Genomic DNA, 25,488 nt, shown 5'->3' with positions numbered 1-25,488 from the left:
CCCGCGCGCGCGCCCGGAGGGCCGGAACGGGAACCCCGTCCCGGCCCTCCGGGCGCGCGGCGCGCAAGAGATCAGAAGCCGTGGCGGGATCCGCCGTCCACCGGGAGCATCACGCCCGTGAGGTACGACGCCGCCGGGGACAGGAAGAACGCCGCCGTGCGGCCGAACTCCTGCGGGGTGCCGTAGCGCCGCAGCGGGATGCGGGACTCGTTGGCCGCGCGGGCCGCGTCCGAGTCGCCGGACAGCGCGTCCAGCTCCCGCACCCGGTCCGTGTCGATCCGCGCCGGCAGCAGCCCCACCACGCGGATCCCCCGCGGCCCCAGGTCCACCGACAGGGACTTGGCGAAGCCCGCCAGCCCCGGCCGCAAGCCGTTCGAGATGGTCAGCCCCTGGATCGGCTCGTGCACCGACCCCGACAGCACGAAGCCGATGACCCCGCCCTCGCCCAGCTCGGCCGCGGCCGTCCGCGCGAGGCGGACCGCGCCCAGGAAGACGGTGTCGAACGCCGCCGCCCACTGCTCGTCGGTGTTGTCCGCCGCCAGGCCCGGCGGTGGGCCGCCGACGCTGATGAGGATGCCGTCGAAGCGGCCGAAGCGCTCCCGCGCGGTGGCCACCAGCCGGGCGGCCGCGTCCGGGTCGGAGTTGTCCGCCACCACGCCCACCGCGTTCGGGCCGAGTTCGGCGGCGGCGTCCGCCACCCGCTTCTCGTCCCGGCCCGTCAGTACGACCTTCGCCCCGTCGGCGGTGAGCTCGCGCGCGGAGGCGAAGCCGAGGCCCCGCGTGGCACCGGTGACGACGTAGACACGGTCCTTCAGTCCAAGATCCATGCGGGACAACCTACGCCGAAGCGGGCTCCGGCGACACGGCCTTGGCCGCCGCCTCCTCGCGGTCGCGCTTCTCCCGCCGCACCAGCACCAGCCACCCCACCGGCACCGCCGACGCGAACAGCCACCACTGGATCGCGTACGCCATGTGCGCGCCGATCGAGTCGTGGTCGGGCTCGGCCACCATCTCGGGGCTGCCGCCGGCCGGCTCGGGACCCGTCAGTTCGAGGTAGCCGCCGAGCACCGGCTTGCCCAGGGCAGCCGCCTGCTGCTCGCTGTTGATCAGCATCACCTGGCGGTCGGGCAGGCCCTTGCGGTCCTTGATCCCGCTGCCACCGCTGGTCTCGTCGGCCTTGAGCCGGCCGGTCACCGTGACCTCGCCCGAGGGCGCGGCCGGCACCGGCGGGTAGGCGCGCGGGTCGTCGCCGCCGGCCACCCAGCCCCGGTTGACGAGCACCGCCCGGCCGTCGCCCAGCACCAGCGGCGTCACCACGTGGAAGCCGACCTTGTCGCCGTTCGAGGTGCGCATCCGTACGACGACCTCGTGCGCGGGGTCGTACGTGCCGGTGGCGGTGACGGCACGCCAGTAGTCGGCCCTCGGGACGGTGTGGCCGGGGGAGGTGACCTCGGTCACCGGCACCGGCTTCCCGTACAGGTTCTTCGCGATCAGCTCGTTCTGGGCGACCCGGTGCTCGTGGCGGTGGAACTGCCAGAACCCCAGCTTGATCATCACGGGGATGAGGACGAGGGCGACGAAGGTGAGGGACACCCACTGCCGGGTCAGCACAAAGCGGTACACGCCCACGACGGTACCCCCCACGACGAGGACCCCGGCGGCCGGGTGGCCTTCCGGGGTCCGGGGAGGGGGCCGGGGAGAGGACGGGGAGGGACGTGCGGGCGGTCAGACGCGGTCGACGATGCCCACCTTCCCCTCCGCGCGGGCGCAGTGCCCGCCGCAGTACCACTGGCCCTCGACCTCGACGCCCTGCCCGATGATCTGGACCCGGCAGTGCTCGCAGATGGGCGCCATGCGGTGGATGGCGCAGGAGAAGCAGTCGAAGACGTGCACCGCGCCCTGCGCGTGCACCTCGAAGGACATGCCGTAATCGTTTCCGCAGACCTCGCAACGTGCCATGCGCCGCATGCTGTGCGGGGCGGGCGGACGGAACAAGATCCACCGGGGTGAGTCGCCGCGCCTGCACCCGGCCGGAGCAACGCGCCCGCTACTTCTCCTCGGCGGCCGCCACGTCACGCAGCAGCTGGGTGAAGGCCGCCTCGTCCACGATCGGGGTGCCGTACGACTTCGCCCTGACCGTCTTCGAGGTCGAGGAGTCGGGGTCGTTGGTGACGAGCAGGCTGGTGAGCCGGGACACGCTCGTCGCGACGTGCAGCCCGGCCTCCACCGCCCGGTCCTCCAGCAGCTCCCGGTCCACGGAGGTGTCACCGGAGAAGGCGATCCGCATGCCCTGCCTGAGCGGCTTGCCGTCCTCGAAGCGCCCCGGGTTCGGGTACGGGCACGGGGGCCGCTTGCGCGAGGCCCGCCAGCTGCCGCCGTTCCCGTACGAGGACTGGTAGCCCACCCGCGGCGCCGCGGGGGAGTCCGACCACTCCGTCAGCGGGCGGCACTCCAGCAGGGGCAGCCGTACGCCGTCCCGCGCGGCCGCGTGCAGCGAGGGACGGAACGCCTCCGCCAGCACCCGGGCGTCGTCGAGCGCGTGGTGGGCGCGCTGCTGGACCACGCCGTAGTGCGCGGCGAGGGACTCCAGCTTGTGGTTGGGCAGCGGGAGGTTCAGCTCCTTCGACAGGGCGATGGTGCACAGCCGCTGCCGTACGGGCGCGGCCGCGGAGGCCCGCGCGTACTCCCGGGAGATCATCTGCCAGTCGAAGATGGCGTTGTGCGCGACGAGGACCCGGTCGGCGAGCCGGCCCGCGAACTCCTCGGCGATGTCCTCGAAGAGGGGGGCGTCCTGGAGCATCGCGGTGGTGAGCCCGTGGATCCAGGTGGGTCCCGGGTCACGGCGCGGGTTGACCAGGGTGTACCAGTGGTCCTCCACGTTGCCCCGGGCGTCGAGCCGGTAGACGGCCGCCGAGACTATCCGGTCGTCGCGAGCGAGTCCGGTGGTCTCCACGTCGACGACCGCGTACCCCTGGGGGTACGCGGTCGGCCATTCCGCCTCTGCGGTCGTACGGTCGTCGAGCATGGTCACAGAGGATATCGGCACGGACTGACACCCGTGGCCCGATGCCCCCTCAGCCCGGGCCGTCCTCCGGCCCGGTCACGGTCCCGAGGGGGCGATCCGCCGACCGTCGGGCCCCGTGAGCAGGGCCTCGGTGAGCGCCCGCACCGACAGCAGGAACAGCCGCTCCGGGTCCGCCGGGCGGGCCAGGGCGCGGGCGAGCGCCGGGTCGCCCGGGGCGGCCCCGGGGTCCCAGAGTTCGCCCTCGCCCGGCGACTGGGCGGGGGAGCGCTCACGGTTGCGCTCGACGAGCAGGAAGCCGACGACCTGGAACTGCACGGCGCGCACGGCGTCGGCGGCCCGCGCCCCGCGCAGCCCGGCGGCGTGCACCTCGTCGACCAGCGCCCGCTGCGCCGGCAGGAACATCCGCTCGGTGAGCCCGCGCTCGTGGACCATCGCGATCAGGTGCGGGCGCGCCCGGATCTCGCGCCGCAGGGTCCTGGCCACCGAGACGATCCGCTCGGCCGGGGTGCGGCCGGCGGGCCGGAGGGCGCCCATCTCCTGGACGGTCCGTTCCACGAGGGCGTCGAGCAGCCGCTCGCGGTTGCCGACGTGCCAGTAGATGGAGGTCACGGCCGTGCCCAGCTCGGCGGCGAGTCCCCGCATGGTCAGGGCCGCCGGACCGTGCCGCCTGACCAGGGCCGCGGCGGCCTCCAGCACCTCCTCGCGGGTCAGTGCGCTTCTCGCCATGGGACCGTGGCCGCCAATCTGTCGGTACGTCAGTTCTGTTCGTGCAGGGGTCTTTACCCTTCATCGGCAGCGGTGTAACTGTGTTACAGAACCGCCTCCGGCCCCCGCCGGGGGGACCCTCGGAAGGGTGGTGCGAGACATGGCACGCATACGGTACGGAGCGCGGACCGAGGCCGAGATCGCGGCGTCGCGCGAGAAGAGCGCCAAGCTCCCCGACATCTGGTCCACGGGCGTGGTCGCCGTCTGGGAGACCGACCCCGACGTGGTGGCGGCGGTCCTGCCGCCGCCGCTCAAGCCCGCCGAACGGCCCCTCGTACGGGCCAACATCAGCAAGGTCGACCTGCCCGGCTACCCCCTCGGCGCCGGCTCGGTGGCCGTGGCCGCCCGGCACGGCGGGGTCGAGGGCTGGTACCCGCTGGTCATGCCGATGACCCACGAGCGCGCCCTGACCGGCGGCCGCGAGGTGTTCGGCGAGCCGAAGAAGCTGGGCGAGGTCACCGTCGAGCGCGAGGGGCTCGTCGTACGGGCCGCCCTCGCCCGGCACGGGATCGCCTTCGTCGAGGTGCGCGGGGCCGTGGACCGCGAGCTGCCGCTGCCCGAGCCGACGGTGAAGACGGACTTCTACTTCAAGTTCCTCCCGGCGGTCGACGGCTCCGGCCTGGACGGCGACCCGGTCCTCGTGCACTGCACGCGCAACGAGAAGGTCCGCAAGCTGGAGCACGTCACCGGTGACGTCGTCCTGCGCGAGTCGATGTACGACCCCGTCGCCGACCTCCCCGTACGCCGCCTCGTGGAACTCACCGTCGGCGAGAAGACCACCGACCAGAAGGGCCGGGTCGTCGAGCGGGTCAGCGCCCAGGCCCTCCTGCCGTACCTCCACCAGCGCTACGACGACCCCCTCCAGATCCTCGACGGCCCGCCCGAGGGGAGCGTGTGAGATGAGGCTCGAACCCGGACAGGTCGCCGTCGTCACCGGCGCCGCCAGCGGCATCGGCCTCGCCATGGCCCGCCGCTTCGCCGCCGAGGGACTCAAGGTGGTCCTCGCCGACGTGGAGGAGGCCGCCCTGCGCAAGGCCGCCGGCGAACTCGCCGGCGAAGGCGCCGAGGTCCTCGCCCGGCCCGTCGACGTCAGTGAACGCGACTCCGTCACCGCCCTGGCCGACGCCGCCTACGAGACCTTCGGCGCCGTCCACGTCCTCTGCAACAACGCGGGCGTCGGCTCCGGCGCCGAGGGCCGCATGTGGGAACACGAGCCCAACGACTGGAAGTGGGCCTTCTCCGTCAACGTCTGGGGCGTCTTCCACGGCATCCAGGCCTTCGTCCCCCGCATGATCGCCTCCGGCGGCCCCGGCCACGTCGTCAACACCTCCTCCGGCGACGGCGGCATCGCGCCCCTGCCCACCGCCTCCGTGTACGCCGTCACCAAGGCGGCCGTGGTCACCATGACCGAGTCCCTCTACGCCCACCTCAAGGCCGAGGGCGCCTCCGTCGGGGCCTCCGTCCTCTTCCCCGGCCCCCACATGCTGCGCACCGGCCTGTGGGAGTCCCACCGCAACCGGCCCGAGCGCTTCGCGAAGGAACGGCCGCGCAGGTCCCCGTACCGCAGCCTCGACCAGTACGAGGCCGCGATGAGGGAGGCCGGGCACGAGGTGCGCTTCACGCCGGTCGAGGAGGTCGCCGAGCAGGTCGTCGACGGCATCCGCGCCGACCGCTTCTGGATGCTGCCGGCCGGCGAGCACAGCGACCGCCAGATCCGCGCCCGGTCGCAGTCCATGCTCGACCGCGCCAATCCCGCCTACCTGGAGAGCTTCATCCTCGACTGAGGGGACCGCCGTGCCTGACGAGACGTACGAAGACCCGTACCTGATCATCTCCTCCGACTGCCACGCGGGGCTGCCCACCGAGCAGTACCGCCCCTACCTCGACTCCCGCTTCCACCGGCAGTTCGACGAGTTCCTCGGCCAGCGCGACGCCCGCCGCGAGGAGGCCACCCGGCTCGGCGTGCGCAACGAGGCCTTCGCCGAGAAGTGGTTCCACGACCACGAGGAAGGCCTCAAGGGCGGCTGGGACAGCACCCAGCGCCTCAAGGAGCTCGACGGCGACGGGGTGGCCGCCGAAGTCGTCTTCCCCGACGCGGACGCCGTCGACAGCCAGACCGCCGCCCCCTTCGGGGTGGGCCTGGGCCTGTCCGGCGACCAGGACCCCGAGCTCGGCATGGCCGGCGCGCAGGCCCACAACCGCTGGCTGGCCGAGTTCGTCGGGCGGAACCCCGAACGGCACTGCGGTGTCGCCCTGCTGCCCATCACCGGCGAGCCGGCCAGGGTGGTCGCCGAGATCCACCGGGCCAAGGAGTCCGGCCTCGGCGCCCTGATGATCCCCTCCATGTGGGTGGACCGGGAGCCCTACCACGACCGCCGCTACGACCCCGTGTGGGCGGCCGCCGCCGAGACGGGGATGCCGATCGTCACCCACTCGGGTGCCGCGCCCCGCCAGGAGTACGGCGACCACCTGGGCATCTACGTCTCCGAGGTCACCTGGTGGCCGGCCCGCCCGCTGTGGTTCCTGCTCTGGTCCGGGGTCTTCGAACGCCACCCCGGCCTCAGGTTCGGGGTGGCCGAGTCGGGCTGCTGGTGGCTGCCGAACCTGCTGTGGTTCATGGACCGCCTCTACCTCGGCGCGCACGGCGGCAAGAAGCTCTCGCCCTTCTCGGAGCTGAAGCGCCCGCCGAGCGAGTACCTGGACCGGCAGGTGTTCGTCTGCGCGACCAACACCAAGCGGCGGGAGCTGGCCCAGCGCTACGAGATCGGCGTGGACAACATCCTGTGGGGCTCGGACTTCCCGCACCCCGAGGGCACCTGGCCCGACACCCGCAACTGGCTGAGGAACACCTTCCACGACATCCCGGTCTCCGAGACCCGCCGGATGCTCGGCCTGGCCGCCGCCGAGGTCTTCGGCTTCGACACCGGGGCACTCGCCCCGATCGCCCGCCGCATCGGCCCCACCCCGGCCGAGCTGGGCCAGAGCCCCGACCAGGCGGCGGTGGAGGCCTCCTGGGCCCGCTCCCGCGAGGTGGGCCGGCACTGGCTCACGGACCACGACTTCCCGGTCACGGGGGTGTGGTCATGACGGAGGACCGCTACACGGTGATCTCGGCGGACTGCCACGCGGGCGCCGACCTGCTCGACTACAGGCCGTACCTGGCCAAGCGCCACCACGAGGCCTTCGACGCCTGGGCCGCCGCGTACGTCAACCCGTACGAGGACCTCCTCGCCGACTCGGCCGACCTCAACTGGAACTCGGCCCGGCGCCTGGCCGAGCTCGAAGCGGACGGCATCGTCGCCGAAGTCATCTTCCCGAACACCATCCCGCCCTTCTTCCCCAAGGCCTCGCTGATGGCCCAGCCGCCGACGGCCGAGGAGTACGAGCTGAGGTGGGCCGGCCTCCAGGCGCACAACCGGTGGCTGGCGGACTTCTGCGCGGACGCCCCGGGGCGGCGGGCGGGCGTCGCGCAGATCCTCCTCAACGACGTGGACGCGGCCGTCGCCGAGATCCGCCGCACCCGGGACGACGGCCTGACCGGCGGGATCCTGCTGCCCGGCGTCCCGCCCGGTTCACCCGTCCCCGAGCTGTACTCGGCCGCGTACGACCCGATCTGGGCGGTGTGCGCGGAGCTGGACGTCCCGGTCAACCACCACGGCGGTTCGGCGTCGCCGCCGCTCGGTGACGAACCGGCCGCGCGGGCCGTCTTCATGGTGGAGACCACCTGGTTCTCGCACCGCGCCCTGTGGCACCTGATCTTCGGCGGCGCCTTCCGGCGCCACCCGGACCTCAAGCTGGTCCTGACGGAGCAGGGCTCCGGCTGGATCCCGGGCGTGCTGGAGATGCTGGACTACTACCACGGCCGCCTGGTCGCGGCGTCCTCCACCGCCGAGGCCAAGTTCGGCGCGGGCCTGGCCGAGTCCATGGGCCGGGGGCCGAGCGAGGTCTGGCGGGACAACTGCTTCGTCGGTGCCAGCTTCATGCGCCCCCACGAGGTCCCGCTGCGGGAGCGGATCGGCCTGGACAAGATCATGTGGGGCAGCGACTTCCCCCACGACGAGGGCACCGCCCCCTTCTCCCGCGAAGGCCTGCGGATCGCGTACGCGGGCCTGCCGCGGGAGGAGGTCGCGGCGATGGCCGGCGGCAACGCGGCCCGCGTGTACGGCTTCGACCTGGCCCTGCTGGACCCGCTCGCGGCGAAGCACGGCCCGCTGGTCTCGGAGATCGCCGAGCCCCTGACCCGGATCCCCCCGGAGGCCACCAGCCCGGCCTTCGCCCGGGGGGCGTCGGTCCGCGTCTGGTAGCCCTCCGGCTCCCGCCGGGGCGGCCCCGGTCCGTGGGGGCGGCCCCGGCGGGTCAGGGCAGGTGGGTGATCTGCCCGGGGGAGAGCGCTTCGGCCCCGAGCACGCGGACGCCGGCTCCCACGTGGACGCCGATTCCGGGCGCCCGGGCCAGGGGCGCCAGGTCGTACTCGCCCCCGTTCAGAAGGGTCAGCCGGGTCAGCTCCGGGAGGTCCAGCAGGGCGGACAGCCCCTGCGGGACGGTGCAGTCGCTCAGGGCCAGCATCTCGAGCCCGGGACAGCGCAGCGGTACCTCGGGGCCGACCTCCGCGCCGATGACCTGCAGCCCCTTGAGGGCGGACGGATCGGGCAGGGCCAGGAAGTCGGCCGTCCGCGCGGGCCCGGAGAAGGTCAGCCAGCTCAGTCCCGGCCAGCGCTCGATCCCGTCGAGGGCCAGGTGCGCGGCCCGCGGGTGCAGGTGCAGGTGCCTGAGCCCTTCGGGCGCGGGCAGGTCGGAGACCCGGTCGACGCCGGGCACCGCGTAGTTGAGGAACAGGTACGCCAGCGCCTCCATGCGGGCCAGCGGGGCGAGGCCCAGCCGCTCCGAGGCGTTGACGAGGGTGAGGCTCTCCAGGGACCGCAGCTCGGTCAGCGGGTCGAGGAACGCGATCCGCCGGCAGTCGTACAGGCCCAGGTACCGCAGTTCCCCGAACACCGAGAGGGCGGACAGGTCCGTCAGCGAACTCTGCAGGAGCACGAGGTTCTCCAGCCGTGCGAGGCCCCGCACCTGCGGCGGCAGGCCCCCGCCCCCGGACAGGGCGATCCGCCGGAGCCCGGTCAGCCGGGGGAGCACCGCCAGCTGCGCCGGGGTGCGCGCCCACAGCTGGACGTCGTCGAGCCGGGTGCGCGCGAGCACGGCGTCCGCGTACTCCTCCACCTGCTCGAAGCGGTCCCAGCCGTCGGCCAGTTCGCACCGCACCTTGTACCGGTCGTCGGGGCGGAACCGCGCCAGCAGTTCCACCGCCTGGTCCCCGCCGATCAGCGTGGCCGTCCGCACCGTGGCCGCCGCCGCGTCCTCCTCCAGGAACAGCGGCTCCGTCAGCAGCTCCAGCACCAGCGGCCCCGCCTTCGCCAGCTCCTCCGCCTGTGCGGGGGTGCGCGGCGGCAGGAGTTCGGCCGTGCGGCGCTCGACTTCGTGGCGTACCGCCGGGTCGAGTTCCGGCGCGTGTTCCAGGCAGGCGGCGGCCAGCAGGACCAGCCGGCCCCGGTACTTCTTCGTCCTGTCCGCCCGGGCCAGGATCCGGCGCAGCAGCGTGGCGCGCTCGTCGGGACGCGCGTGCCCCACGGCCATGCGCACCACGTCGTCCCAGGTGTCGTCGTGGGCGTTGCTCACCAGCACGCCCAGGTCGCGGGCCTCGACCGCGGCCTTCGCGCCGAGGTAGTCCTGGAAGGTCCGGTGGACGAAGTGCACGGTGCCCGGGACGGGTTCGCGCAGCAGCCCGCTGCGGATCAGCAGGTGGTTGAAGACCTCGACCGCGGTGCCCTGCGACCGGACCTGCGCCATGGAGTCCAGCCACTCCTCCACCAGCTCCACGACCTCGCCGCAGTCGGCCTCGGCCTGCCCGTTGCGGATGAGCCAGTACGCCAGCCGCTGGAGCAGCACGGTCTGCTCGTCACGGGTGAGCCGGACCCCCTCCACGTCGGTGATCTCCCGCTCGGCGTCCCGCCGTACGAGCAGCATCTCCAGCGCGGCGTCGTACAGCTCCTTGCGGGCCCGGGGCAGCTGCATGCGGCGGTCCCGGTTGAGCGCGCAGAGCAGGGCGCACATCAGCGGGTTGGCGGCGAGCTTGCCCAGGTCACGGCGGGTGCTGACGGCCAGCCGCAGCGAGGCCTCGTACTGGCCGACGGTCGCGCGCTGGGCGTCGTCGGAGCACTCGGCGCGCGCGGCGGCGTGCCAGTGCCCGATGAAGGAGCCGATGTCCTCCCGTTCCATGGGCAGCAGGGAGTGGGCCGTGAAGGACTGGCCGGCGAGCCAGTCCTCGGGGACCGCCGACGGGCGGGTGGTCACCACGTACCGGGCGTGGGGAAAGGCGGAGATCAGGCCGCGCAGCCACATCTGCGTGCGCCCCCGCAGGCGCAGCGGTACCTCGTCCACCCCGTCGACCAGGACCAGGGCGCGTCCCTCGCGCATGACGTCCTCGGTCCAGCCCGGGGGAGGGGTCAGCGGAACCCCGGATTCGAGCAGGAACTCGGCGGGGACGGGCAGGCGTTCGGCGGCGGTGAAGGAACGCAGCCGCAGGACGAACGGCACACAGGCGTTCCACGGGGCGAGGGCGCCGGTGAAGGAGCGCCGGGCCGCGTTGACGGCCAGCCACTGCACGAGGGTGCTCTTGCCCGAACCCGCGGGGCCGCGCAGCAGCGTGCGTTCGGCGCAGGCCAGGGCGTCGTCCGCCCTGCGGACCGTGCGGTGGGAGGCGGGGTTCCCGGGGAGCAGCTGCTCCCCGCTCACCGCGAGGCCTAAGTAGGCCACGTCCAGCGGCCATTCCTGCGGGGAGCGGCTGAGCGTGATGCCGAAGAGCTGGAGCCGGCCGTGGGTGTCGGCGACGTAGTCGGCGTACTGCTGCTCGAAGGTGTGGGCGGCGCCGTCGGCCCGCTCCTTCAGCTCCTCGACGGCCCTGGCCAGTTCGCCGGTGCGCCGGATGTTCTCGACGGCGGCCCGTGGGGCGAAGGCCGGCAGGCCCGTCATGTGCTCCACCGCGTGCCGGCAGCTCTGGGCGACCAGTTCCCGGTACAGGGCCTGTGCGGCCTCGCTGAGGCCGGCCGGCGGGGTGTGGGCCAGGACGCGCTCCGCGAGGGCCTCGGGTGAGAGGTCCAGGGCGAGCAGGTCGTCCATGTCCAGGGTGCCGAGGGCGGCGAAGGCGTCCCCGACGGCGTCCACCGCGGCCAGCCGCTCGTTCTCCGGCAGGGCGGCCGAGGCCGCATCGAGCCGTCCGGCCAGCGTCTCGGTGAGCCGGCTGATCTCCGGGTCGCGCAGTTCCGCCGGGGGCTTGAACCAGCGACGGCCGAGGGGGACCGGGGCGGGGGCCAGGCCCGCGCCGGGGGCCCGCGCCAGGAAGGACTTGACCACGGCGCTCGCGGCGGTGCCCGCCACCCGTAGGAGAACGCTTTCCACACCCGTCACAGGACCTCCCCGATCCGGTCGCCAGTATCGCGGGTACCGCCGGTAACTTCGTCGGATACCGATCGGTAACAACCTCTAGCGGCACCCCCGAAAGCGCCTCTATGGTGCGGGCATGCCGAACCTGCCCGATGTCGTGCTGTGGTCCATACCCGCCTTCGTGCTGCTCACCGTCATCGAGGTGGTCAGCTACCGGCTCCATCCCGACGAGGACGCGGCCGGCTACGACACCAAGGACGCGGTGACGAGCGTCACCATGGGGATCGGCAGCATCGGCTTCGACCTGCTCTGGAAGATCCCGGTCGTCGCTGTCTTCACCGCCGTCTACGAACTCACCCCGCTGCGGGTGCCGTTCCTGTGGTGGACCGCCCTGCTCATGCTGCTCGTCCAGGACTTCCTCTACTACTGGCAGCACCGGCTCCACCACGTCATCCGGATCCTGTGGGCCTGCCACGTCGTCCACCACAGCAGCCGCAGGTTCAACCTCACCACCGCCCTGCGCCAGCCCTGGACCAGCGCGACCACCTGGTGGTTCTACCTGCCGATGGTCGCCCTCGGCGTGCACCCGGCCGCGATCCCCTTCTGCTACGGCATCAACCTGCTCTACCAGTTCTGGGTGCACACCGAGCGGATCGGCAAACTCCCGCGGCCCTACGAGTACGTCTTCAACACCCCCTCCCACCACCGCGTCCACCACGCCTCCCAGGGCGGCTACCTGGACCGCAACTTCGGCGGGATCCTGATCGTCTGGGACCGGATGTTCGGCTCCTGGGTCGGGGAGACGGAGCGGCCCGTCTACGGCCTGACCAAGAACATCGGCACCCACAACCCGCTGCGCGTCGCCACCCACGAGTACGCCGCCATCGCCCGCGACGTACGCGCCGCCGACAGCTGGCGCGAGCGCGCGGGGCGGGTCTTCCGGGGCCCGGGCTGGCAGCCCGCCGCCCAGCGGGCCGAAGCGGCGCAGGCCGCGGCCGCCGCATCCGCCACCCCCGCCGCCGCGACGGCGCCGGAGCGCGCCGCGTGAGCGCCGCGGGCACCCGTACGCCCTCCTGGGCCGTGCGGCCCGCGGCCGCCGGGCGGGCCGGGCGCGTGCTGCTCGCCGGCTTCGCGGCGGCCACCGCCGCCGACCTCGCCTCGCTGCTGGCCGGCTGGCACCTCGGGCACGTCCTCGCCAAGCCGCTGCTGATGCCGCTGCTGGTGGCGTACGTGATCACCCGCGGCGCGCCCCGGCTGCTGGTCGCCGCCCTGCTCTTCGGCTGGGGCGGGGACCTCGCGCTGCTCTTCGACGCCGAGCCCGCCTTCCTCGTCGGCATGGGCTCCTTCGCCGCCGGGCACGTCTGCTACCTCGCGCTCTTCGGGCGGGCACGGACGAGCCCCGCGCTCGGGGGCGCGTACGCCCTCGCACTCGTCGGGACCGTCGCGCTGCTGTGGCCCGACCTGCCGGCCGGCCTGCGCGTCCCGGTCGCCGGGTACAGCCTGCTGCTCACCGCCATGGCCTACCGCTCCAGCGCGCTGGGGCGCGCGGCGGGCGCCGGAGGGGCGCTGTTCCTGCTCTCCGACACCCTCATCGCGACCGGGGTCGCCGAGTGGCCGCAGCTGCCGCGCCCCGACTTCTGGATCATGGCCACCTACCTGGCGGCCCAGTACCTGCTGGCCACGGGCGCGATCACCCGCGGGCAGGCGTACGGTAGGGAAGTCATACAAGACTGAACCACTTGATCCGGAGGGCTGCACCACCATGCGCGCCACCGTCATCCACGCCCCGCACGACATCCGCGTGGAGGAGGTGCCCGACGCTGCGATCCAGCGCCCCGAGGACGCCGTCGTCCGCGTCCTGCGCGCCTGCATCTGCGGCAGCGACCTGTGGGCCTACCGCGGCGAGGCCGCCCGCCAGCCGGGCCAGCGGATCGGGCACGAGTTCCTCGGCGTCGTCGAGGAGACCGGCTCCGCCGTCTCGGGCCTCAAGGCGGGGGACCTGGTCGTCGCCCCCTTCATGTGGTCCGACGGCACCTGCGACTACTGCTCCGAGGGCCTGTACACCTCCTGCGTGCACGGCGGCTTCTGGGGCTCGGTCGGCTCCGACGGCGGCCAGGGCGAGGCCGTCCGGGTCCCGCACGCCGACGGCACCCTGGTGAAGCTGCCCGCCGCGGCCGCCTCCGACGACCACCTGCTGACCGGGCTGCTCGCGCTGTCCGACGTCATGGGCACCGGCCACCACGCCGCCCTGGGCGCGGGCGTCCGGGCGGGCTCCACCGTCGCCGTCGTCGGCGACGGCGCGGTCGGGCTGTGCGGGGTCCTCGCGGCCAAGCGGCTCGGCGCCGAGCGGATCATCGCGCTCGGCCGGCACAGCGCCCGCACGGACATCGCCAAGCTCTTCGGGGCCACCGACGTCGTCGCCGAGCGCGGGGAGGCCGCCGAGGCCGCCGTCCGCGAGCTGACCCGGGGCCAGGGCGCGCACGCCGTCATCGAGGCCGTCGGCACCGAGCAGTCCATGCGGACCGCCGTGAACATCACCCGCGACGGCGGGGCCATCGGCTACGTCGGCGTACCGCACGGCAGCGGCACCGGCCTCGACCTCGGCGTGATGTTCGACCGGAACATCACCCTGCGCGGCGGCGTGGCCCCGGTCCGGGCCTACATTCCGGAGCTGCTGGAGGACGTGCTGAGCGGCGCGATCGACCCGGCCCCCGTCTTCGACCGGGCCGTCCGCCTGGACGAGGTCCCGGACGGCTACCGCGCGATGGACGACCGCAGCGCGCTGAAGGTCCTGATCAAGCCCTGACCGGGCGGCGCACGCGCGAGGGCCGGGCGGGGGAGCACCCCGCCCGGCCCTCGGGCGTTCACGCGTGCGGTACGGCCGTGGCTGCTACTGGACGGCCTTGAGCGCGTCCACCACGCCCGAGCCGTAGTACGCCGTCTGGCCCCACTTGGCGGTGCAGGTGGTGGCGTTGACGAGGTTGCCGGTGGCGTCGTAGATCTTCTCCGGGCAGGCGACCTTCGTGGCCTGGGCCTTCAGCATGGCCTGGAGCTGCGAGGGCGTGGCGTTCGGGTGGGCGCTCTTGAGGAGCGCCGCGACGCCCGCGACGTGCGGGCCGGCCATCGAGGTGCCCTGCTTGTAGCCGTAGCCGCCGCCCGGGACGGTCGACAGCACGCGGCCGTTGGCGTCCGGGGTGGCCGGGACCTGCCACTTGTCGCCGCCGGGGGCCGCGACGTCGACGACGCCCAGGCCGTAGCTGGAGTAGTACGACTTGAGGCCCTTGTCGCCCGTCGCGCTCACCGTGACCACGCCCGGCAGCTGGGTGGGCAGGTCCAGGCAGACCTTCGGGTCGATGGTGCGCGGCACCGGGGTGCTGTCGTTCGGGCTGGTGGTGTCCTCGATCGAGTCCGCCGCCAGGTCGTGGTTGGAGTTGCCGGCCGAGGCCACGCTGAGGACGCCCTTGCGCTCGGCGTACTTGGTGGCCCGGGTGAGGGCCTCCACCAGCGCCTTCTGGTCGTCGTCGTTCTTGCAGGTGTAGTTCCACGGGTCGACGTAGTAGCTGTTGTTGGTCACCTCGATCCCCTTCTCGGCGGCGAACATGAAGCCGCAGACGACCGCCTCGGTGTAGAAGAGGCTGGTCCCGGGCTCGCTCACCTTGATGCCGGCGACCTTCGAGCCCGGCGCGACACCGCTGACTCCGATCCCGTTGCGGGCGGCGGCTATGGTGCCGGCGACGTGGGTGCCGTGGTCGCTGCCGTTGGGGTACGGGCGCCACGCCCCGTCGGTGGTGTCGGCGACACCGCCGACACAGTTGGCCGACTGCTCCTTGGAGAAGTTGGGGGCCAAGTCGGGGTGAGTGTCGTCGACACCCGTGTCGATGACGCCCACGGTGACGTCGGGGCTGCCATCGTTGATCTTGTGCGCCGCGTCGGCCTTGATAGCCCGCAGGTCCCACTGGTTGGACTCCAGGGGCTCCTGGCCCGGCTCGGCCTGCGCCGCCGCCTTCGCGGCGTCGGCCGCGCTCAGCGTCTGGGTCGTGCCCTCCTCGGTGGTCTGCACCGCCTTCAGGGCGGTCGTGCGGGTGGCGCCGACCGACGCGAACAGGCCGCGCTGCGCCCGCAGCTGCTTGGCGAAGTCCGGGTTCTCGGAGTGCGCGACGATGACCCCGATCTGCTCGTGTGCGACCACGACCGTCCCACCGGCCCGCTCGATGGCCTTCTTCGCCGCCGTCGCCGTGGCGTACACGTTCAGGTTCGCCACGTAGGACAGCTTCGGGCCGGTGGCGGCGGGCTTCGCGGCCGTCACCGAGTCCGCCGTGTTGCCCAGCGGGGCGGCCGAGGCCGCCACCGAGGGCAGGAAGGCGAGCGAGGCAGTGAGCGCCAGGCCGACCGGTACGGCGAGGGCTCGCCGGCGGCCGTGTCCCAGATGAGCCATGGGTTCTCCACATCATCCGTGAAAAAGCCGTCCGCACGCGGTCGCGTCGGACGGGTTCATGACACGCGAACCTAGCGCTGACGTTCCCGTTTGCGCCATCAGTTCGAGAAAGAAGTTCTCAAAGAATCAGCGGGTGTTGAACCGTCCCGACACGCCGGCCGTGCCGTTGACAGGGGGGATCAGCACCACCGTCCCCCCACACGGAGGTTGTTTTGTCCGTCGTCCCCACCGCACCCGCGTCACAAGGAGAACCCCCCGTGACCACCGAAGCAGCGCCGCCGCCGGGCGGCGCGGGACCGGCCCCGGCACTCCCGTCGGCCGAAGAGTTCACGCGCGTCCAGCAGAGCCCCGAATTCGCCGAACTGCGCGGTTCCTACCGGTCCTTCGCCTTCCCGCTCACCGTGGCCTTCATCGCCTGGTACCTGCTCTACGTCCTGCTGTCCAGCTACGCGGGCGGCTTCATGGGGACCAAGCTCTTCGGCAACATCAACGTCGCCCTGGTCCTCGGCGTCGCCCAGTTCCTGACGACCTTCCTGATCGCCTGGCTCTACTCGCGGCACGCCGCCGCCGAGCTCGACCCCAAGGCCGCGGCCATCAAGAAGCGCATGGAGGCCGGAGCATGACCCCGAGCGCCCACACCCTCCCCGGCCTGACGTCCGCCGCCGGGGCGAGCGAGCACCGCCCGCTGATCATCACCCTCTTCGGGCTCTTCGTCGTCGCCACCCTCGTCATCACCGTCTGGGCCGGCCGCCAGACCAAGGACGCCGCCGACTTCTACGCAGGCGGCCGCCAGTTCACCGGCTTCCAGAACGGCCTCGCCATCTCCGGCGACTACATGTCCGCCGCGTCCTTCCTCGGCATCGCCGGAGCCATCGCCCTCTTCGGCTACGACGGCTTCCTCTACTCCATCGGCTTCCTCGTCGCCTGGCTGGTGGCCCTGCTGCTGGTCGCCGAGCCGCTGCGCAACTCCGGCCGCTACACGATGGGCGACGTCCTCGCCTACCGGATGCGCCAGCGGCCCGTCCGCACCGCCGCCGGCACCTCCACCATCGTGGTCTCGATCTTCTACCTGCTCGCCCAGATGGCCGGCGCCGGCGTGCTCGTCTCGCTGCTCCTCGGCATCACCAGCGACGGCGGGAAGGTCGCCGTCGTCGCCCTGGTCGGCCTGCTGATGATCGTCTACGTCACGATCGGCGGGATGAAGGGCACCACCTGGGTCCAGATGGTCAAGGCCGTCCTGCTCATCGCCGGCGCCCTGCTGATCACCTTCCTGGTGCTGCTGAAGTTCGACTTCAACATCTCCGCCCTGCTGGGCCAGGCCGCGGAGAACAGCGGCCAGGGCACCAAGTTCCTCGAACCCGGGCTCAAGTACGGCAAGGACGGGCTCACCAAGCTCGACTTCATCTCCCTCGGCCTCGCCCTGGTCCTCGGCACCGCCGGCCTGCCGCACATCCTGATCCGCTTCTACACCGTCCCCACGGCCAAGGCCGCCCGCAAGTCCGTGAACTGGGCCATCGGCATCATCGGCGCCTTCTACCTGATGACCATCGCCCTCGGCTTCGGCGCCGCGGCCCTGCTCAAGCGCGCCGACATCCTGGCCTCCAACAAGGCCGGCAACACCGCCGCACCGCTCCTCGCCCAGGAGATCGGCGGCGGACCGGACTCCACCGGCGGCGCCGTCCTGCTCGCGGTGATCTCGGCGGTGGCCTTCGCCACCATCCTCGCCGTGGTCGCGGGCCTGACCCTGGCCTCCTCCTCTTCCTTCGCGCACGACATCTACGTGAACGTCATCCGCAAGGGAGAGGCCACCGAGAAGGAGGAGGTGCGCGCCGCCCGCTGGTCCACCGTGGTCATCGGCGCCGTCGCCATCTTCCTCGGGGCCCTCGCCCGCGACATGAACGTGGCCGGCCTGGTCGCCCTCGCCTTCGCGGTCGCCGCCTCCGCGAACCTCCCGACGATCCTCTACAGCCTCTTCTGGAAGCGCTTCACCACGCAGGGCGCGCTGTGGTCGATCTACGGCGGGCTGATCGCGGCGGTCGGGCTCGTCCTCTTCTCGCCCGTCGTCTCCGGCAAGCCCACCTCGATGTTCAAGGACGCCGACTTCTACTGGTTCCCGCTGGAGAACCCGGGGATCATCTCCATCCCCCTCGGCTTCCTCCTGGGGTGGCTGGGGACGGTCCTGTCGAAGGAAGAGGCCGACCCGCAGAAGTTCGCCGAGCTGGAGGTGCGCTCCCTCACCGGCACCGGAGCCCACTGAGGGCGCCTCGGCAGGGGCTGCCCGAAACCGTACGAACACCGTGCGTGGCCGCGTCGTACTTCCCTACGACGCGGCCGCGTTACGTATCGTTCATTCGGGCATCCCTGTGCGACACACCGGTCGCGTACGCTCGAACTGACGAAACCTCTAGATCCGGACAGGGGAGGGGGCCCACAGTGCTTCTCGACACGTACGGCCGCGTGGCCACTGACCTGCGCGTCTCACTCACCGACCGGTGCAACCTGCGGTGTACCTACTGCATGCCCGAGGAGGGCCTGCAGTGGCTGGGAAAGTCCGATCTGCTGAGTGACGACGAGATCGTCCGGCTGATCCGCATCGCCGTGACCAGCCTCGGTGTCACCGAGGTCCGCTTCACCGGCGGGGAGCCGCTGCTGCGGCCCGGCCTGGTCGGCATCGTGGAGCAGTGCGCGGCCCTGGAGCCCCGCCCCAGGATGTCGCTGACCACCAACGGCATCGGCCTCAAGCGCACCGCCCAGGCCCTCAAGGCCGCCGGCCTGGACAGGGTGAACGTTTCCCTCGACACCCTGCGGCCCGAGGTCTTCAAGACCCTCACCCGCCGCGACCGCCACCACGACGTGATCGACGGTATGGCCGCCGCCCGCGAGGCCGGCCTCACCCCCGTCAAGGTCAACGCCGTCCTGATGCCGGGCCTGAACGACGACGAGGCGCCCGACCTGCTCGCCTGGGCCGTGGAGAACGAGTACGAACTCCGCTTCATCGAGCAGATGCCCCTGGACGCCCAGCACGGCTGGAAGCGCGAGGGCATGATCACCGCCGGGGACATCCTGGCCTCCCTGCGCACCCGCTTCACCCTCACCGAGGAAGGCGCCGAGGAGCGCGGCTCGGCCCCGGCCGAGCGCTGGCTGGTCGACGGCGGCCCGGCCACCGTCGGCGTCATCGCCTCCGTCACCCGCCCCTTCTGCGGAGCCTGCGACCGCACCCGGCTCACGGCCGACGGCCAGGTGCGTACGTGCCTGTTCGCCACCGAGGAGTCGGACCTGCGCTCCGCGCTGCGCTCGGGCGCCCCGGACGAGGAGATCGCCCGCCTGTGGAAGGTGGCGATGTGGGGCAAGAAGGCCGGGTCCGGACTCGACGACCCGTCCTTCCTGCAGCCCGACCGCCCCATGTCGGCGATCGGCGGCTGACACCCCGGGTGCCCCGGGCCGCGGTCACGGGCGCTCGGAGCCTTCGGGCTGGACCCACTCCTCCAGCCTCACGACGTCCTTGAGGAAACCGCGGACCCCCAGGAACTGGGAGAGGTGTTCGCGGTGTTCCGCGCACGCCAGCCAGGTCTTGCGCCGCTCCGGCGTGTGCAGTTTCGGGTTGTTCCACGCCAGGACCCAGACGGCCGCGTCGCGGCAGCCCTTGGCGGAGCAGGTGGGGGTTTCGGGAGAAGTCACGGCCCCAACCCTACAAACGGAAGGGCGACGCCGGGCAGCCACGGGGGGAGCTGCCCGGCGTCGGTCCGTCGCTCCGACGGGGGATGCGGAGCGCGTAGGCAGTATGTCACGCACGACCCCGTGGGGTGCACCGGAACTTCATGATTGATCTGAGCTTTTATTGAGGTTTCCCGCGTCCAGTGCCGGGCGCACAGGGGCGGGGATGAAGTTCGACGGCAGATTGGGCGTCGACTCGCGCCCCGCGTTGGCGATGACGACGGCGATGTACGGCAGCAGCAGGCCGGCGGCCAGCGTCACCACGGCCACATGGCGCTCCACGTTCCACAGGACCACCGTGGCGACCACCGACAGGGTCCGGATCCCCATCGAGATGACGTACCGGCGCTGGCGCCCCCGTACGTCCTCGGCGAGGCCCATCCGGGCCCCCGTGATCCGGAAGACCTCGGCTCCGTTCCGCTTCGTCCGCTGCATACTCCACCGCCCGATCAGCCCGCCGGACACTCCCGGTCCGGACCACTCCACGGTACGCCGCGCCCGCCGGGACCAGGAGAGGGGGTGTCCCCCGAACGGGAGTGTCCGAAATGCGCTGTACGCCTGATGGGCCGAGACTGGGCCCACATGCGCACAACGCGCCACGAGGAGGCTCGACATGCAATGGTTGTGGGCGATCATCGTCGGTTTCGTGCTGGGCCTCATAGCCCGGGCCATCCTGCCGGGCAAGCAACACCAGCCGCTGTGGCTGACCACCCTCTTCGGCATCGTCGGCGCCATCCTCGGCAACGCGGTCGCGCACTGGGTCGGCGTCGAGGACACCAAGGGCATCGACTGGCTCCGGCACCTCTTCCAGCTCATCGGGGCCGTGGTCATCGTCGGCCTCGGCGACATGGTCTACATGGCCCTGCGGGGCGGCAGACGCCACACGGTCTGACCCGGGCACGGCGAAAGGGGCCGACGCGGACGGTGAAGTCCGCGCCGGCCCCTTCGCCGTGCTCCCTGCGCGTCAGGCGCCGGTGACCTCCACCGCGGCCAGGTTCTTCTTGCCGCGGCGCAGCACCAGCCAGCGCCCGTGCAGCAGGTCCTCCGGCGCGGGGACCGCGTCCTCGGCGGTGACCTTCACGTTGTTCACGTAGGCACCGCCCTCCTTCACGGTCCGGCGGCCCGCGGACTTGCTGGCGACCAGGCCGGTCTCCGCGAACAGGTCCACGACCTGCGCGAGCTCGGTGACGCGGGCGTGCGGCAGCTCGGAGAGGGCCGCGGCCAGCGTGGCCTCGTCCAGCTCCGCCAGCTCGCCCTGGCCGAACAGCGCCTTCGACGCGGCGATCACGGCGGCGCACTGGTCCGCACCGTGCACCAGCGTGGTCAGCTCCTCCGCCAGCGCGCGCTGGGCGGCCCGCATCTGCGGACGCTCCGCGGTCTGCGCCTCCAGCTCCTCCAGCTCCTCACGGGACCTGAAGGACAGGATCCGCATGTAGGTGGAGATGTCCCGGTCGTCCACGTTCAGCCAGAACTGGTAGAACGCGTACGGGGTGGTCATCTCCGGGTCCAGCCACACGGCGCCGCTCTCGGACTTGCCGAACTTGGTGCCGTCCGCCTTGACCATCAGCGGGGTCGCCATCGCGTGCACGTGCGCCCCCGGCTCGACCCGGTGGATCAGGTCGAGGCCCGCCGTCAGGTTGCCCCACTGGTCGGAGCCGCCCTGCTGGAGGGTGCAGCCGTAGCGGCGGTACAGCTCCAGGAAGTCCATGCCCTGGAGCAGCTGGTAGCTGAACTCCGTGTAGCTGATGCCCTGCTCGGAGTCCAGCCGCTTGGCGACCGAGTCCTTCGTCAGCATCTTGTTGACGCGGAAGTGCTTGCCGATGTCCCGCAGGAACTCGATGGCGGACAGCCCCGCCGTCCAGTCCAGGTTGTTCACCATGACCGCCGCGTTCTCGCCCTCGAAGGACAGGAACGGCTCGATCTGCGTGCGCAGCCGGTTCACCCAGTTCGCGACCGTCTCCGGGTCGTTCAGGGTGCGCTCCGCCGTCGGACGCGGGTCACCGATCTGGCCGGTTGCCCCGCCGACCAGCGCCAGCGGCCGGTGGCCGGCCTGCTGGAGCCGGCGCACGGTGAGCACCTGCACGAGGTGTCCCACGTGCAGCGAGGCCGCGGTCGGGTCGAAGCCGCAATAGAACGTGACGGGACCGTCCGCGAAGGCCTTGCGCAGCGCTTCTTCGTCCGTGGACTGGGCGAACAGCCCGCGCCACTTCAGTTCGTCGACGATGTCCGTCACGGTCTCTCGACTCCTTACGAATTGTGGAAATGCCGAGCTCAGTCTAGGTGGATCAGACGCCCTTGCTGACCGAACTCATGTTGAAGTCCGGGATGCGGACGGGCGGCATCGCGGCCCGCGTGAACCAGTCGCCCCACTCGCGCGGAAGGGTCTTCTCGGTACGCCCCGCCTCCGAGGCCCGCGACAGCAGGTCCACCGGCGACTCGTTGAACCGGAAGTTGTTCACCTCGCCCGTGACCTGCCCGTTCTCCACCAGGTAGACCCCGTCCCGGGTCAGGCCGGTGAGCAGCAGCGTGGCCGGGTCCACCTCGCGGATGTACCACAGGCAGGTCAGCAGCAGACCCCGCTCGGTGCCCGCCACCATCTCGTCCAGGGACTTCTCGCCGCCCCCGTCCAGGATCAGGTTCCCGAACGCCGGCGCGAGCGGCAGCCCGGTCAGCGCCGCGGTGTGCCGGGTCGTGGTCAGCCGGGCCAGCTCGCCCTCCTTGATCCACTCCGTCGCCGGGACCGGCAGGCCGTTGTCGAAGACCGACGCGTCGTCGCCCGAGCTGTGCGCGATCACGAACGGCGAGGACTCCAGGCCCGGCGCGTTCGGGTCGCTGCGCAGGGTCAGCGGCAGCCGCGACAGCCGTTCCCCGATGCGGGTGCCGCCGCCGGGCTTGGAGAAGACCGTCCGGCCTTCCGTCGCGTCCCGGGCCGTCGCCGACCACATCTGGTAGATCAGCAGGTCGGCCACCGCGGTCGGCGGCAGCAGGGTCTCGTACCGGCCCGCCGGCAGCTCGACCTTCCGCTCGGCCCAGCCCAGGCGCACGGCCAGCTCCGCGTCCAGGGCCGTGGGGTCCACGTCCTTGAAGTCCCGGGTGGCCCGGCCGGCCCAGGCCGAACGCAGCCGGTCGGGCGACTTGGCGTTGAGTTCCAGGGTGCCGTTGGGCTGGTCGTGGCGCAGCCGCAGCCCCGTCGAGGTGCCGACGTACGTCGAGGTCAGCTCGTGGTTCGCGAAGCCGTACAGCTCGCGGCCGCCCGCCCGGGCCCGGGCGAAGGCCTCGCCGAGGGCGGGGGCGAAGTCCGCGAACACCGCCGAGGAGGTCTCGTCCGGCGCGTCGGTGAAGTCCGGGGAGGCCGGGGTGCCGGTCACCAGCGGCTGGGCGTCCTCGGCGGGGCCGCCCGCCCGCGCGGCCGCCTCGGCGGCCCGGACCAGGGGCTCCAGGTCGGCGGCGGTGACGGCGGAGCGCGAGACGACCCCCGAGGCCGTGCCCTGAGCGCCGTCGACCGTGGCGATGACCGTCAGCGTCCGGCCGCGGGTCACGCCGTTGGTGGTGAGCGCGTTCCCGGCCCAGCGCAGGTTGGCGCTGGACTCCTCGTCCGCGATGACGACGCAGCCGTCGGCGGTGGACAGCTCCAGGGCCCGCTCGACGATCTCGTGGGGCTTCGTGCGGTTCGGCGACATCAGCGTCCGGCCTCCTGGGTGGTGTTCAAGATGTTCACGTCGCGGAACAGGGCCGACGGGCAGCCGTGCGAGACCGCCGCGACCTGTCCCGGCTGGGCCTTGCCGCAGTTGAAGGCCCCGCCCAGGACGTAGGTCTGCGGCCCGCCGACCTTCTCCATGGAGCCCCAGAACTCGGTGGTCGTGGCCTGGTACGCGACGTCGCGCAGCTGTCCGGCCAGCCTGCCGTTCTCGATCCGGAAGAAGCGCTGCCCGGTGAACTGGAAGTTGTAGCGCTGCATGTCGATCGACCAGGACCGGTCGCCGACCACGTAGATCCCGCGCTCCACCCCGCCGATCAGGTCCTGCGTGGAGAGCCCGCCCGGATCCGGCTGGAGCGAGACGTTCGCCATCCGCTGCACGGGCACGTGCCCGGGGGAGTCGGCGTACGCGCAGCCGTTGGAGCGGCCGAGCCCGGTCAGCCGGGCGATCCGCCGGTCGGTCTGGTAGCCGGCCAGGGTGCCGTCCTTGACCAGGTCCCAGCTCTGCGCCTCGACGCCCTCGTCGTCGTAGCCGATGGTGGCCAGGCCGTGTTCGGCGGTGCGGTCACCGGTCACGTTCATGATCGAGGAGCCGTACTTGAGCTTGCCGAGCTGGTCGAAGGTGGCGAAGGAGGTCCCCGCGTACGCGGCCTCGTAGCCCAGCGCCCGGTCGAGCTCGGTGGCGTGGCCGATGGACTCGTGGATGGTGAGCCACAGGTTGGACGGGTCCACGACCAGGTCGTAGCGCCCGGCCCGCACGCCGGGGGCCCGCATCTTCTCGGCGAGCAGCGCCGGGATCTGCTCCAGCTCGGCGTCCCAGTCCCAGCCGGTGCCGGTCAGGTACTCCCAGCCGCGCCCGGTGGGCGGGGCGATGGTGCGCATCGAGTCGAACTCGCCGGTGGTCCCGTTGACGGCGACCGCGGTGAGCTGGGGGTGGACGCGCACCCGCTGCTGGGTGGTCGAGGTGCCCGCGGTGTCGGCGTAGAACTTGTTCTCGTGGACGGCGAGCAGCGACGCGTCCACGTGCGCCACGCCCTCGGCCGCCAGCAGCCGCGCGCTCCAGTCGGCGAGCAGCGCCGACTTCTCGGCGTCCGGCACCTCGAAGGGGTCGACGTCGTAGGCGGAGATCCAGGTCCTGTCGGCGTGCACCGGCTCCTCGGCCAGCTCCACCCGCTCGTCCGAACCGGCCGCCTTGATCACCTGGGCGGACAGCTTCGCCATGGCCACGGCCTGCGAGGCCACCCGGGCGGCGCCGTCCATGGTCAGGTCCACGCCGGAGGCGAAGCCCCAGCTGCCGCCGTGCACCACCCGGACCGCGTAACCGAGGTCGGTGGTGTCGGAGCCGCCGGAGGGCTTGGCGTCGCGCAGCCGCCAGGAGGCGCTGCGGATCCGCTCCAGCCGGAAGTCGGCATGGTCGGCGCCCAGCGCGCGGGCCCGGGCGAGTGCCGCGTCGGCGAGCGCCCGCAGGGGCAGCGCGGTGAAAGCCGCGTCGATGGAATGGGCCACGGAAGTCCTCCCGGGGTCGGGGCCGGTCGCCCCGATCATGTCGCGCCCGGGGCGGCTGTGCCTACATCTTTCTGTAGGGACTCGACAGAGCGGATCGCGAGGCCCTGTCGGAGCCCGATTCTCCGGATTACCGGCGCGGCCTATAGGTTTTTGCTCATCAGACCGCTAGCGAAAGGGTGATCCGTTGAGCCGCTCGGTTCTCGTCACCGGAGGAAACCGGGGCATCGGCCTCGCCATCGCCCGAGCCTTCGCAGAGGCCGGCGACAAGGTCGCCATCACGTACCGCTCGGGCGAGCCCCCGCAGGAGCTCACCTCGCTCGGTGTGCTGGCGGTGCGCTGTGACATCACCGACTCCGAGCAGGTGGAGCAGGCCTACAAGGAGATCGAGGAGAAGCACGGCAACGTCGAGGTGCTGGTGGCCAACGCCGGCATCACCAAGGACACGCTGCTGATGCGGATGTCGGAGGAGGACTTCGCGTCCGTCGTCGACACCAACCTCACCGGCACCTTCCGCGTGGTCAAGCGCGCGAACCGCGGCATGCTCCGCGCCAAGAAGGGCCGCGTCGTCCTGATCTCCTCGGTCGTGGGCCTGCTGGGCTCGGCCGGCCAGGCCAACTACGCCGCCTCCAAGGCCGCGCTGGTGGGCTTCGCCCGCTCGCTCGCCCGTGAGCTGGGCTCCCGCAACATCACCTTCAACGTGGTCGCCCCCGGCTTCGTGGACACCGACATGACGAAGGTGCTCACCGACGAGCAGCGTGCGGGCATCGTGGCGAGCGTGCCGCTCGCCCGCTACGCGCAGCCCGAGGAGATCGCGGCAGCCGTCAGCTTCCTGGCGTCCGACGACGCCGCGTACATCACCGGAGCCGTCATTCCCGTTGACGGCGGATTGGGCATGGGTCACTGATCACC

At 72.2% G+C, this 25,488-nt stretch carries 24 protein-coding genes; 12 read left to right on the top strand and 12 right to left on the bottom strand.

The features are described 5' to 3' along the window. Window positions 1–71: 71 nt before the first annotated feature. From D1J60_RS08725 to D1J60_RS08705, 5 genes are all read right to left on the bottom strand, one after another. On the bottom strand, window positions 72–827 hold the full coding sequence (locus tag D1J60_RS08725) for an SDR family oxidoreductase (protein ID WP_125820715.1): 756 nt from the start codon (window positions 825–827) through the stop codon (window positions 72–74). Window positions 828–837: 10 nt separating this feature from the next. Continuing rightward, a complete protein-coding gene (locus D1J60_RS08720; RefSeq protein WP_125605738.1) occupies window positions 838–1,623 on the bottom strand; it encodes an SURF1 family protein in 786 nt (261 codons plus the stop codon). A 102-nt stretch (window positions 1,624–1,725) separates the two neighbouring features. Continuing rightward, the gene (locus tag D1J60_RS08715; protein ID WP_125595359.1) at window positions 1,726–1,959 is read right to left on the bottom strand and encodes a hypothetical protein; all 234 of its coding nucleotides are present in this window, start codon (window positions 1,957–1,959) and stop codon (window positions 1,726–1,728) included. 88 nt (window positions 1,960–2,047) lie between these two features. Further along, window positions 2,048–3,025 carry a DEDDh family exonuclease gene (locus D1J60_RS08710; RefSeq protein WP_125820714.1) on the bottom strand — a complete coding sequence of 326 codons (978 nt, stop codon included), beginning with the start codon at window positions 3,023–3,025 and terminating at the stop codon, window positions 2,048–2,050. A 75-nt stretch (window positions 3,026–3,100) separates the two neighbouring features. Beyond that, a complete protein-coding gene (locus D1J60_RS08705) occupies window positions 3,101–3,751 on the bottom strand; it encodes a TetR family transcriptional regulator (protein ID WP_125820713.1) in 651 nt (216 codons plus the stop codon). A 139-nt stretch (window positions 3,752–3,890) separates the two neighbouring features. On the opposite strand from D1J60_RS08705, the gene D1J60_RS08700 reads away from it, so the two are divergent. The 4 genes from D1J60_RS08700 to D1J60_RS08685 are packed head-to-tail and all read left to right on the top strand — an operon-like array spanning window position 3,891 to window position 8,094. Continuing rightward, window positions 3,891–4,688: an acetoacetate decarboxylase family protein gene (locus tag D1J60_RS08700; RefSeq protein WP_125820712.1), complete on the top strand. Its 798-nt coding sequence runs from the start codon at window positions 3,891–3,893 to the stop codon at window positions 4,686–4,688. 1 nt (window position 4,689) lies between these two features. Continuing rightward, window positions 4,690–5,574: an SDR family NAD(P)-dependent oxidoreductase gene (locus D1J60_RS08695; protein WP_125820711.1), complete on the top strand. Its 885-nt coding sequence runs from the start codon at window positions 4,690–4,692 to the stop codon at window positions 5,572–5,574. A gap of 10 nt (window positions 5,575–5,584) precedes the next feature. Then, entirely contained in the window at window positions 5,585–6,877 is a 1,293-nt protein-coding gene (locus D1J60_RS08690; RefSeq protein WP_125595355.1) for an amidohydrolase family protein, read from the top strand. Beyond that, a complete protein-coding gene (locus tag D1J60_RS08685) occupies window positions 6,874–8,094 on the top strand; it encodes an amidohydrolase family protein (RefSeq protein ID WP_125820710.1) in 1,221 nt (406 codons plus the stop codon). The genes D1J60_RS08690 and D1J60_RS08685 overlap by 4 nt, the downstream gene beginning before the upstream one ends. Window positions 8,095–8,146: 52 nt before the next feature. On the opposite strand, the gene D1J60_RS08680 is transcribed toward D1J60_RS08685, so the two are convergent. Continuing rightward, the gene (locus D1J60_RS08680) at window positions 8,147–11,242 is read right to left on the bottom strand and encodes an NACHT domain-containing protein (protein WP_241253184.1); all 3,096 of its coding nucleotides are present in this window, start codon (window positions 11,240–11,242) and stop codon (window positions 8,147–8,149) included. Window positions 11,243–11,363: 121 nt separating this feature from the next. Here D1J60_RS08680 and D1J60_RS08675 point away from each other — a divergent pair, with 121 nt between their 5' ends. The 3 genes from D1J60_RS08675 to D1J60_RS08665 are packed head-to-tail and all read left to right on the top strand — an operon-like array spanning window position 11,364 to window position 14,033. Beyond that, the gene (locus D1J60_RS08675; RefSeq protein ID WP_125820709.1) at window positions 11,364–12,275 is read left to right on the top strand and encodes a sterol desaturase family protein; all 912 of its coding nucleotides are present in this window, start codon (window positions 11,364–11,366) and stop codon (window positions 12,273–12,275) included. Between the two features lie 32 nt (window positions 12,276–12,307). Further along, a complete protein-coding gene (locus D1J60_RS08670) occupies window positions 12,308–12,961 on the top strand; it encodes a lysoplasmalogenase (RefSeq protein ID WP_241253542.1) in 654 nt (217 codons plus the stop codon). A gap of 28 nt (window positions 12,962–12,989) precedes the next feature. After that, entirely contained in the window at window positions 12,990–14,033 is a 1,044-nt protein-coding gene (locus D1J60_RS08665) for a zinc-dependent alcohol dehydrogenase family protein (RefSeq protein ID WP_125595351.1), read from the top strand. Window positions 14,034–14,117: 84 nt separating this feature from the next. On the opposite strand, the gene D1J60_RS08660 is transcribed toward D1J60_RS08665, so the two are convergent. After that, a complete protein-coding gene (locus tag D1J60_RS08660) occupies window positions 14,118–15,662 on the bottom strand; it encodes a S8 family serine peptidase (protein WP_125595350.1) in 1,545 nt (514 codons plus the stop codon). A 257-nt stretch (window positions 15,663–15,919) separates the two neighbouring features. On the opposite strand from D1J60_RS08660, the gene D1J60_RS08655 reads away from it, so the two are divergent. From D1J60_RS08655 to moaA, 3 genes are all read left to right on the top strand, one after another. Next, a complete protein-coding gene (locus tag D1J60_RS08655) occupies window positions 15,920–16,285 on the top strand; it encodes a DUF485 domain-containing protein (protein ID WP_125595349.1) in 366 nt (121 codons plus the stop codon). Further along, complete coding sequence (locus D1J60_RS08650) at window positions 16,282–17,919, top strand: cation acetate symporter (RefSeq protein WP_125595348.1); 1,638 nt, start codon at window positions 16,282–16,284, stop codon at window positions 17,917–17,919. The genes D1J60_RS08655 and D1J60_RS08650 overlap by 4 nt, the downstream gene beginning before the upstream one ends. A gap of 176 nt (window positions 17,920–18,095) precedes the next feature. Then, complete coding sequence (gene moaA / locus D1J60_RS08645) at window positions 18,096–19,085, top strand: GTP 3',8-cyclase MoaA (RefSeq protein WP_221890416.1); 990 nt, start codon at window positions 18,096–18,098, stop codon at window positions 19,083–19,085. Between the two features lie 24 nt (window positions 19,086–19,109). On the opposite strand, the gene D1J60_RS08640 is transcribed toward moaA, so the two are convergent. Both D1J60_RS08640 and D1J60_RS08635 read right to left on the bottom strand, forming a co-directional pair. Next, window positions 19,110–19,340, bottom strand: a complete 231-nt coding sequence (locus D1J60_RS08640; protein ID WP_125595347.1) for a hypothetical protein — start codon at window positions 19,338–19,340, stop codon at window positions 19,110–19,112. Between the two features lie 138 nt (window positions 19,341–19,478). Continuing rightward, complete coding sequence (locus D1J60_RS08635; protein ID WP_185899364.1) at window positions 19,479–19,811, bottom strand: DUF3099 domain-containing protein; 333 nt, start codon at window positions 19,809–19,811, stop codon at window positions 19,479–19,481. 178 nt (window positions 19,812–19,989) lie between these two features. Here D1J60_RS08635 and D1J60_RS08630 point away from each other — a divergent pair, with 178 nt between their 5' ends. Then, on the top strand, window positions 19,990–20,268 hold the full coding sequence (locus D1J60_RS08630; protein WP_125595346.1) for a GlsB/YeaQ/YmgE family stress response membrane protein: 279 nt from the start codon (window positions 19,990–19,992) through the stop codon (window positions 20,266–20,268). A gap of 72 nt (window positions 20,269–20,340) precedes the next feature. Here the strand turns inward: D1J60_RS08630 and tyrS are convergent, their stop codons facing one another. The 3 genes from tyrS to D1J60_RS08615 are packed head-to-tail and all read right to left on the bottom strand — an operon-like array spanning window position 20,341 to window position 24,579. Then, complete coding sequence (gene tyrS, locus D1J60_RS08625; RefSeq protein ID WP_125820707.1) at window positions 20,341–21,609, bottom strand: tyrosine--tRNA ligase; 1,269 nt, start codon at window positions 21,607–21,609, stop codon at window positions 20,341–20,343. A 52-nt stretch (window positions 21,610–21,661) separates the two neighbouring features. Continuing rightward, the gene (locus D1J60_RS08620) at window positions 21,662–23,056 is read right to left on the bottom strand and encodes a metallopeptidase TldD-related protein (protein WP_125595344.1); all 1,395 of its coding nucleotides are present in this window, start codon (window positions 23,054–23,056) and stop codon (window positions 21,662–21,664) included. Continuing rightward, window positions 23,056–24,579 carry a TldD/PmbA family protein gene (locus D1J60_RS08615; protein WP_125595343.1) on the bottom strand — a complete coding sequence of 508 codons (1,524 nt, stop codon included), beginning with the start codon at window positions 24,577–24,579 and terminating at the stop codon, window positions 23,056–23,058. Before D1J60_RS08615 ends, D1J60_RS08620 begins: the two co-directional genes overlap by 1 nt. Before the next feature lie 184 nt (window positions 24,580–24,763). On the opposite strand from D1J60_RS08615, the gene fabG reads away from it, so the two are divergent. Beyond that, the gene (fabG, locus tag D1J60_RS08610) at window positions 24,764–25,483 is read left to right on the top strand and encodes a 3-oxoacyl-[acyl-carrier-protein] reductase (protein ID WP_125595342.1); all 720 of its coding nucleotides are present in this window, start codon (window positions 24,764–24,766) and stop codon (window positions 25,481–25,483) included. The last annotated feature ends 5 nt before the right edge of the window (window positions 25,484–25,488 follow it).

The sequence above is a fragment of the Streptomyces sp. W1SF4 genome (assembly GCF_003950035.1).
GTDB classification, from domain to species: domain Bacteria; phylum Actinomycetota; class Actinomycetes; order Streptomycetales; family Streptomycetaceae; genus Streptomyces; species Streptomyces racemochromogenes.
This window is presented reverse-complemented; position numbering and strand designations above follow the sequence as displayed.

What these genes read in the sequence shown, in the direction of transcription:
- D1J60_RS08725 (WP_125820715.1), bottom strand. Translation starts at nt 827, where the DNA reads ATGGATCTTGGACTGAAGGACCGTGTCTACGTCGTCACCGGTGCCACG.
- D1J60_RS08715 (WP_125595359.1), bottom strand. Translation starts at nt 1,959, where the DNA reads ATGGCACGTTGCGAGGTCTGCGGAAACGATTACGGCATGTCCTTCGAG.
- D1J60_RS08710 (WP_125820714.1), bottom strand. Translation starts at nt 3,025, where the DNA reads ATGCTCGACGACCGTACGACCGCAGAGGCGGAATGGCCGACCGCGTAC.
- D1J60_RS08705 (WP_125820713.1), bottom strand. Translation starts at nt 3,751, where the DNA reads ATGGCGAGAAGCGCACTGACCCGCGAGGAGGTGCTGGAGGCCGCCGCG.
- D1J60_RS08700 (WP_125820712.1), top strand. Translation starts at nt 3,891, where the DNA reads ATGGCACGCATACGGTACGGAGCGCGGACCGAGGCCGAGATCGCGGCG.
- D1J60_RS08695 (WP_125820711.1), top strand. Translation starts at nt 4,690, where the DNA reads ATGAGGCTCGAACCCGGACAGGTCGCCGTCGTCACCGGCGCCGCCAGC.
- D1J60_RS08685 (WP_125820710.1), top strand. Translation starts at nt 6,874, where the DNA reads ATGACGGAGGACCGCTACACGGTGATCTCGGCGGACTGCCACGCGGGC.
- D1J60_RS08675 (WP_125820709.1), top strand. Translation starts at nt 11,364, where the DNA reads ATGCCGAACCTGCCCGATGTCGTGCTGTGGTCCATACCCGCCTTCGTG.
- D1J60_RS08665 (WP_125595351.1), top strand. Translation starts at nt 12,990, where the DNA reads ATGCGCGCCACCGTCATCCACGCCCCGCACGACATCCGCGTGGAGGAG.
- D1J60_RS08660 (WP_125595350.1), bottom strand. Translation starts at nt 15,662, where the DNA reads ATGGCTCATCTGGGACACGGCCGCCGGCGAGCCCTCGCCGTACCGGTC.
- D1J60_RS08650 (WP_125595348.1), top strand. Translation starts at nt 16,282, where the DNA reads ATGACCCCGAGCGCCCACACCCTCCCCGGCCTGACGTCCGCCGCCGGG.
- D1J60_RS08635 (WP_185899364.1), bottom strand. Translation starts at nt 19,811, where the DNA reads ATGCAGCGGACGAAGCGGAACGGAGCCGAGGTCTTCCGGATCACGGGG.
- D1J60_RS08630 (WP_125595346.1), top strand. Translation starts at nt 19,990, where the DNA reads ATGCAATGGTTGTGGGCGATCATCGTCGGTTTCGTGCTGGGCCTCATA.
- D1J60_RS08620 (WP_125595344.1), bottom strand. Translation starts at nt 23,056, where the DNA reads ATGTCGCCGAACCGCACGAAGCCCCACGAGATCGTCGAGCGGGCCCTG.